Annotated in this window: 6 protein-coding genes; 4 read left to right on the plus strand and 2 right to left on the minus strand. The window is 73.4% G+C overall.

The genetic code is table 11. The features are described 5' to 3' along the window. Positions 1-81: 81 nt before the first annotated feature. Positions 82-1,581 (minus strand): PLP-dependent aminotransferase family protein, encoded by a 1,500-nt coding sequence (locus tag ACFW1I_RS33965; RefSeq protein WP_384677217.1) that lies wholly within the window; start codon positions 1,579-1,581, stop codon positions 82-84. A 135-nt stretch (positions 1,582-1,716) separates the two neighbouring features. Here ACFW1I_RS33965 and ACFW1I_RS33970 point away from each other — a divergent pair, with 135 nt between their 5' ends. The 4 genes from ACFW1I_RS33970 to ACFW1I_RS33985 all read left to right on the plus strand — a co-directional run bounded on the left by ACFW1I_RS33970 (position 1,717) and on the right by ACFW1I_RS33985 (position 5,208). Further along, positions 1,717-2,385 carry a YitT family protein gene (locus ACFW1I_RS33970; protein WP_384677219.1) on the plus strand — a complete coding sequence of 223 codons (669 nt, stop codon included), beginning with the start codon at positions 1,717-1,719 and terminating at the stop codon, positions 2,383-2,385. Beyond that, on the plus strand, positions 2,382-3,146 hold the full coding sequence (locus tag ACFW1I_RS33975) for a glycerophosphodiester phosphodiesterase (protein WP_384677221.1): 765 nt from the start codon (positions 2,382-2,384) through the stop codon (positions 3,144-3,146). Before ACFW1I_RS33970 ends, ACFW1I_RS33975 begins: the two co-directional genes overlap by 4 nt. A 49-nt stretch (positions 3,147-3,195) precedes the next feature. After that, positions 3,196-4,578 carry an MFS transporter gene (locus tag ACFW1I_RS33980; protein WP_384677223.1) on the plus strand — a complete coding sequence of 461 codons (1,383 nt, stop codon included), beginning with the start codon at positions 3,196-3,198 and terminating at the stop codon, positions 4,576-4,578. Positions 4,579-4,833: 255 nt separating this feature from the next. After that, complete coding sequence (locus ACFW1I_RS33985) at positions 4,834-5,208, plus strand: RNA polymerase-binding protein RbpA (RefSeq protein ID WP_026278069.1); 375 nt, start codon at positions 4,834-4,836, stop codon at positions 5,206-5,208. 85 nt (positions 5,209-5,293) lie between these two features. Here the strand turns inward: ACFW1I_RS33985 and fxsA are convergent, their stop codons facing one another. Further along, a complete protein-coding gene (fxsA, locus tag ACFW1I_RS33990) occupies positions 5,294-5,890 on the minus strand; it encodes an FxsA family membrane protein (protein WP_384677225.1) in 597 nt (198 codons plus the stop codon). Positions 5,891-5,977: the final 87 nt, after the last annotated feature.

The following is a 5,977-nucleotide window of genomic DNA, read 5'->3' on the forward strand; positions in this document are numbered from 1 at the left end:
GGGGGGGAGGGGGGGGCGCCCCCCGCGGTGCCCCCCCTGCCCGCCCCCCGTCGCCACGCGCGCGTGGGACCGTCCGGAGGCTCAGGCCACGAACGTCCGGGGCGGCTCCACTCCCCCGCCGAGACCCGACTCCACCAGCCGGGCCGCGGCGGCGAGCCGGCTCGCGGCCTCCTCGGCGACCGGTCCCGCGACGGTGAACGGCAGCCGGATGTACCCCTCGAAGGCGCCGTCGACGCCGAACCGGGGACCGGACGGCACCCGGACGCCGACCCGCTCGCCCGCCTCGGCCAGCCGGGAGCCGGAGAGCCCGCCGGTGCGCACCCAGAGGGTCAGCCCGCCCCGCGGCACCTCGAACTCCCACTCCGGCAGCTCCTTGCGGACCGCGGCGACGAGCGCGTCCCGGTTCTCCCGGGCCTGCGCCCGGCGCAGGGTGACGGCCTCCTCCCACCCTCCGGTGCGCATCAGCCAGTTGACGCCGAGCTGCTCCAGGACGGGCGTGCCCAGGTCGGCGTAGGCGCGGGCGGCGACCAGGGAGCGGATGACGTCGGGCGCGGCGCGGACCCAGCCGATCCGCATCCCGGCCCAGAACGCCTTGCTGGCCGAGCCGACCGTGAGGACGGTGGAGCCGGCCGGGTCGAAGGCGCAGACCGGGCGAGGCATCTCGACGTCGTCGTCGAGGTGGAGCTCGGTCATCGTCTCGTCGACGACGAGCACCGTGCCGGCCGCGCGGGCCGCCTCCACGAGCCCGCGCCGCTGGTCCTCGTCGGCGAGGGCCCCGGTCGGGTTGTGGAAGTCGGCGACCACGTACGCGAGCCGGGGCGCGGCGTCGCGCAGCACCTGCCGCCAGCGGCCGAGGTCCCAGCTGCCGAGCCCCTCGGACATGGCGACGGGGACCAGCCGGGCGCCGGCCTCCCGCATCAGCTGGAGGATGTTGGCGTACGAGGGGGACTCGACGGCGATCCGCTCGCCGCGGCCGGCGAAGAGGTGGCAGATGGCGTCGATGGCGCCCATGGCGCCGGTGGTGACCATGATCTGCTCGGGCATGGTCGGGATGCCGCGGGCGGTGTAGCGCTCGGCGAGCATGGCGCGCAGCGCGGGGAGCCCGGCCGGGTAGTCGCCGTGGGTGTGCGCGTACGGCGGCAGCTCCTCCAGGGCGCCCTGCACGCTGCGGGTCAGCCAGGGCTCGGGGGCGGGCAGGGCGGCGCAGCCGAGGTCGATGAGGGAGCCGAGGGTCTCCGGCGGCAGCGGTTCGAGACCGCGCGCGGGCAGCGGGTTGCCGGCCGGGACCGCGGTCCAGCTGCCGGCGCCGCGCCGGGACTCCAGGAAGCCCTCGGTGCGCAGGGCCTCGTAGGCGGCGGCCACGGTGGTGCGGCTGACGGTGAGGGCGAGGGCCAGTTCGCGCTCGGCGGGCAGCCGGGCGGCGACCGGCACCCGGCCCTCCAGGACGAGCAGGCGGATGCCGTCGGCGAGGGCGCGGTAGGCGGGCGGCTTCCGCGTGCCGGGGCCCGCGGGGCGGGGCGACTGCGCCTGGAGCTGCCGCGCCAGCTGGGCGGCTCCGACGGCCGAAGTCCACTGAGCCATGGAAATCAGTCCACCTTCCTCGAATTGGCCATGGTTGGCATCCGTTCTCCCGCCACAGAGTGTCATGAGTCGGTCCACCGTCACCACACCGGGCCGCGACCCCACACCCGTCACCACCCCAGGGGGGGCACGTCCATGTCCATCGCCTCCGGCTCGCGCGGCCGGCATCTGACCCGTCGGCTCGTCCAGCTCTACGCCGGCCTGACCCTGTACGGGATCAGCTCGGCCCTGCTGGTCCGGGCGGGGCTCGGGCTGGAGCCGTGGGGCGTGCTCCACCAGGGCCTGGCCGAGCGGACGGGGCTGACGATCGGGGTGGTGTCGATCGTCGTCGGCGCGGTGGTGCTGCTGCTGTGGATCCCGATCCGGCAGCGGCCGGGCCTGGGCACGGTGTCGAACGTGTTCGTGATCGGCCTGGCGATGGACGGCACGCTGGCGCTGCTCCCGGACGGCCACGGCCTGCCGGTCCGGATCCTGCTGCTGGCGCTGGGCATCGTGCTGAACGGCGTGGCGACCGGTCTGTACATCGCGGCCCGCTTCGGGCCGGGCCCGCGCGACGGCCTGATGACCGGGCTGCACCGGCTGACCGGCCGGTCGATCCGGCTGACCCGGACCCTGATCGAGATCGCGGTCGTCGCCACCGGCTTCCTGCTCGGCGGCTCGGTCGGCGTGGGCACGGTCCTCTACGCGCTGTCGATCGGCCCGCTCGCCCAGCTCTTCCTGCGCCTCTTCGCCGTCCCGGAGTCGGACGGCGTCGGCACCGGGGTCGCCGCGGAGTCACCGGAAGGCGCCATACTGCGGCGGTGACTCGCGTACGCCACCCCTACCTCGACCACCCGCACCCGCTGCCCTTCGCCCACCGGGGCGGCACGGCGGACGGCCTGGAGAACACCGCGGCCGCCTTCCGCCGGGCCGCCGCGGCGGGCTTCCGCTATTTCGAGACCGATGTGCACACCACCTCCGACGGGGTCCTCGTCGCCTTCCACGACGCGACCCTGGACCGGGTGACGGACGCCACCGGCCAGATCCGCGACCTGCCGTGGGCAGAGGTGCGGGAGGCCCGGGTGGCCGGCAAGGAGCCGCTGCCGCTCTTCGAGGACCTGCTGCAGGAGTTCCCCGAGGCGCGGTGGAACGTGGACCTCAAGACCGAGTCGGCGCTCGCCCCGCTGGTGGACCTGATCTCCCGCACCGACGCCTGGGACCGGGTCCTGGTCGGCTCCTTCACCGAGGCCCGGGTGGCCCGGGCGCAGCGGCTCGCCGGCCCCCGGCTGGCCACCTCGTACGGCGTGACCGGGGTCGCGGCCCTGCGGATGCGCTCGCTCGGGCTGCCGGCCCCGCTGCGGGCCGGCGCGGTAGCGGCGCAGGTCCCGGAGACGCAGGGCGGGATCCGCGTGGTGGACCGCCGCTTCGTCCGGGCGGCGCACGCGCGCGGGCTCCAGGTCCACGTGTGGACCGTGAACGATCCGGAGCGCATGGACTCTCTCCTCGACCTGGGGGTCGATGGCATCATGACCGATCATCTGGAGACGCTGCGCGAGGTCCTGGTCGCCCGTGGGACATGGGCCTGAGGCCGAGCCGGCGTCCCGGCGTCGGGGACGAACGAGGGGGCGTGCGGCCGTGACCGCCGAGACGACCGGTCCTGAGGGACCCATCACCGATCCCGCCGCGCGCAGACGGGAGCAGCGCGGCTGGTACTTCTACGACTTCGCCTGCTCGGTCTACTCGACCAGCGTCGTCACCGTGTTCCTGGGGCCGTACCTCAAGTCGGTGGCCGAGAACGCCGCGGGCGGCGAGGGCAGGCTGGTGTACCCGCTGGGCATACCCGTGGCGCCGGGTTCGCTCTTCCCGTACGCCGTCTCCGTCTCGCTGGTGGTGGCCATCATCGCGATGCCGCTGGTGAGCGCGGCGGCGGACCGCTGGGGCCGCAAGAAGCCGCTGCTCGCGGCGGCGGCGTACCTCGGGGCGGGCGCGACGACCGGCATGTTCTTCCTGGAGGGCACCCGGTACCTGCTGGGCACCTTCCTGCTGATCGTGGCGAACGCCTCCTTCGCGGTGGCGATGATGCTCTACAACGCCTATCTGCCGCAGATCGCCGACCCGGAGGAGCGCGACGAGGTCTCCTCGCGCGGCTGGGCCTTCGGCTACACCTCGGGCGCCCTGGTCCTGGTGCTGAACCTGGTGCTGTACTCCGGCCACGAGTCCTTCGGCCTGGAGGAGGGCGAGGCGGTCCGGATCTGTCTGGCCTCGGCGGGGCTCTGGTGGGGCGCCTTCGCGCTGATCCCGCTGAAGCGGCTGCGCGACCGGCGGCTGCCGCCCGCTCCCGCCGGCGCCGGACGGCCGGCCGGCGAGGGGGCGGTCGGCGCGGGCTGGCGGCAGCTCCGGTCGACGATCAGGGACATGCGCGCGCACCCGCTGACGCTGGCCTTCCTGCTCGCCTACCTGGTCTACAACGACGGGGTGCAGACGGTGATCTCGCAGGCGGCGATCTTCGGCGAGGAGGAGCTGGGCCTGGAGAAGACCACGCTCATCACGGCGGTGCTGCTGGTGCAGGTGCTCGCGGTGGCGGGCGCCCTGCTGATGGCCCGGTTCGCCCGGACGTACGGCGCCAAGCGGACGATCCTGGGCGCGCTCGTGGTCTGGACGGTCATCCTCATGGCCGGATATCTGCTGCCGGCCGGGGCGCCGGTCTTCTTCTACTGCCTGGCGGCGGCGATCGGGCTCGTGATGGGCGGCACCCAGGCGCTGTCCCGCTCGTTGTTCTCGCACCTGGTGCCGGAGGGGAAGGAGGCGGAGTACTTCTCGGCGTACGAGCTGAGCGACCGCGGACTGAGCTGGCTGGGTCCGCTGATGTTCGGGCTCGTGTATCAGCTGACGGACAGCTATCGAGCTGCCATCATCTCTCTCGTGATCTTCTTCGTGGCCGGTTTCGCGCTGCTCGCCAGGGTCCCCGTACGGGACGCCGCGCACGAGGCGGGCAATGTCGTACCCGAGCGAATTTAGACGCGGAAGTGAAAGGCCGGTAGTGTACGCGTTTGGCCTGCCAGGCGGACCGTTACTGCGTGCTGCTTTGGTGAAGACGCCGTGTCACATCTGCCGCCAGATGTGACAAAACGGGCACTGGTGGGTACAACAAGGGGCGGCACGACGGGCGACGCATGACCCGGAACGGGAATCTTTATCGCCGACCGGACGTTGACCGGATGACGACGACAGCGACACCTGTCCTGTGGGCGACAAGCCCGGGAGGCACGATTCATGAGTGAGCGAGCTCTTCGCGGCACGCGCCTCGTGGTGACCAGCTACGAGACCGACCGCGGCATCGATCTGGCCCCGCGCCAGGCCGTGGAGTACGCATGCGAGAAGGGCCATCGTTTTGAGATGCCCTTCTCGGTGGAGGCGGAAATTCCGCCGGAGTGGGAATGCAAGGTCTGCGGAAGCCAGGCGCTTCTGGTGGACGGCGACGGACCCGAGGAGAAGAAGGGCAAGCCGGCGCGTACGCACTGGGACATGCTCATGGAGCGGCGTACCCGTGAGGAGCTGGAGGAGGTCCTCGCCGAGAGGCTGGCCGTCCTGCGCTCCGGCGCCATGAACATCGCGGTGCATCCGCGCGACAGCCGCAAGTCCGCCTGACGGACGCCACGGCAGAGCAACGCCGAGGGGCCCGGTACACGATCCGTGTACCGGGCCCCTCGGCGTTCCCGCCCGTGCGCCCCGCTCAGGGCGTCAGGGGCGGGCGCTGTCCGTCACCGGGGCCGTACGGGCCCTGGGGCGCGTCGTCGCGGATGACCTCACCCTGGACCACCTTTCCGTCCGGCCGGTGCATACGAGCCTGCTGGAAGGCGTCCTGGAGGCTTCCGGGAGGTGCCGCGGCCATCCGGCGCTCGACGGCCCGCTCCGCGGCGCGCCCGAGGGCCGTGCGGACCTGGGGCACGAGCAGCAGCAGGCCGGCGGCGTCGGAGATCAGGCCGGGGATCATCAGGAGCAGGCCGCCCAGCATCAGGAAGCCGTTGCGGTCCTCGGCGCCCTTCCGGTCGGCCGCGCTCGGGACCGTGCCGCTCTGCGCGGCGGCCTGGGCCTGCTGGAAGGTGGAGCTCAGATTGGCGAAGGCCCGGCGGCCGGCCCGCTTCATGACGGTGGCGCCGAGGACGGCGCCGCTGATGAGCAGGAGCAGCACGGTCAGCCCGCCCGCCGCGTTCGCCACGACGGTGAGCAGCCAGATCTCCAGGACCAGCCAGGCGGCGAGGCCGAGCGGCAGGAGGGTGCGCGCGCGGGAGCGCCGGGGAGCGTGAGGGGGCGGTGCGCCGGTCGTCATGCCGTCCAGTGTGCCTGGAGCGCCGCAGGAACGTCGTAAGGAAAAGATCGGCCCGGGCCGCCGCGGGGGGGGCGCGGCGGGGGGTGG

The organism is Streptomyces sp. NPDC058955 (genome assembly GCF_042741435.1).
Taxonomy (GTDB): domain Bacteria; phylum Actinomycetota; class Actinomycetes; order Streptomycetales; family Streptomycetaceae; genus Streptomyces.

What these genes read in the sequence shown, in the direction of transcription:
- ACFW1I_RS33965 (WP_384677217.1), bottom strand. Translation starts at nt 1,581, where the DNA reads ATGGCTCAGTGGACTTCGGCCGTCGGAGCCGCCCAGCTGGCGCGGCAG.
- ACFW1I_RS33970 (WP_384677219.1), top strand. Translation starts at nt 1,717, where the DNA reads ATGTCCATCGCCTCCGGCTCGCGCGGCCGGCATCTGACCCGTCGGCTC.
- ACFW1I_RS33985 (WP_026278069.1), top strand. Translation starts at nt 4,834, where the DNA reads ATGAGTGAGCGAGCTCTTCGCGGCACGCGCCTCGTGGTGACCAGCTAC.
- fxsA (WP_384677225.1), bottom strand. Translation starts at nt 5,890, where the DNA reads ATGACGACCGGCGCACCGCCCCCTCACGCTCCCCGGCGCTCCCGCGCG.